Origin of the sequence: Micromonospora sp. NPDC047467, assembly GCF_040643095.1 — a bacterium.
In the GTDB taxonomy this organism is placed as follows: Bacteria; Actinomycetota; Actinomycetes; order Mycobacteriales; family Micromonosporaceae; genus Micromonospora.
On the sequence record NZ_JBEYTO010000042.1, the window covers coordinates 1 to 1,087 of the forward strand.

Genomic DNA, 1,087 nt, shown 5'->3' on the forward strand with positions numbered 1-1,087 from the left:
CGCCGCCAGAACCAATGACCCCGGCCCCGCTCTCCCCTTGGGGTTTGGCGGGGCCGCTTCGTCATGTCTGGGGTCAGCCCGCTTCGGGTGCCTGCCCGTACTCGGCCACCCACCGGTCACCGCGCATCACGATGTCCGCCGTCTCGACAGGACGCCCCGCGGCCTGGTCGTAGTAGGTCCGCTCGACGGCCATGACGGGGCCGGGCGGGGTCATGCCCAGGGCCTGCGCCTCCGTGCGACTGGCCATCCGGGCACGGACCCGCTCCACTGGCTCGCCCACGTTGATGCCGAGGACCCGCATCCGGGCAGCCACGCCAACACCGGCGTAGGGGCCGACCTCGGGCAGCGCTACCAGCGATTGCCCAGTGACCTCGAGGGGCTCCCACGATTCGGCGAGCTGCACCGGCTGGTCGTCGGCGAGGTACACGTAGCTGGTGTGCATCACCGGCGCGCCCTGGTCGATGCCGAGCCGGGCCGCCACGGCTTCGCTGGCCTGCTCGGTTGTCGACTCATGACGCCACGTCCCCACCGCGCCCTGCTCGGCGGCGCCTTGGGCGAACGGGCTGTCTTCGCTCCGCGCGCGGTGCCTGCGTACCAGCAGTTCGGCGGTGTCGTGGCCGCGGACGTAGTGGCCGGCGCCGTGGCGGGATACGACGAGGCCCTCGTCGACGAGCAGCCGATACGCGCTGGTGGCCACGGAGTTGCTGCCGCCGTACTCGCGGGAGATCTCGGAGACGGACGGAAGGCGGGCGCCTGGCGGGAGTTCGCCGGACTCGATGCGGGCGCGCAGTCTCTCGGCGACTCGCAGGTACAGCGGCGTCTCGGTGCTCACTGTCCGCCTCCCGTCGTGTGACTTGCGTGACAGAGTAGTGGGTCCACCGCTACTCTCGTACGAGAGTCATTCTCTCGCACGAGAGCGGGGAATTGCTGTGTCTATCAGCCTGCGAGCAGCAGCGTTACGCACCGCGCTGGAGAGCGCCCTCGACGAGCCGGTACACCTGCTCGTCACCGACAGCGGCGTACGCGTGTACGTGCCCGCCCCAGACGTCACCGACCGGGCCGCGTGGCTCCGAGTCATCAAGGCGCT

The 1,087-nt window shown here is 70.6% G+C and carries 1 protein-coding gene; it reads right to left on the reverse strand.

Translation table 11 applies throughout. The annotated features are described in order from the left end of the window. Positions 1-73: 73 nt before the first annotated feature. Entirely contained in the window at positions 74-832 is a 759-nt protein-coding gene (locus tag ABZ780_RS31790; protein ID WP_357488469.1) for a GntR family transcriptional regulator, read from the reverse strand. Between the last annotated feature and the right edge of the window lie 255 nt (positions 833-1,087).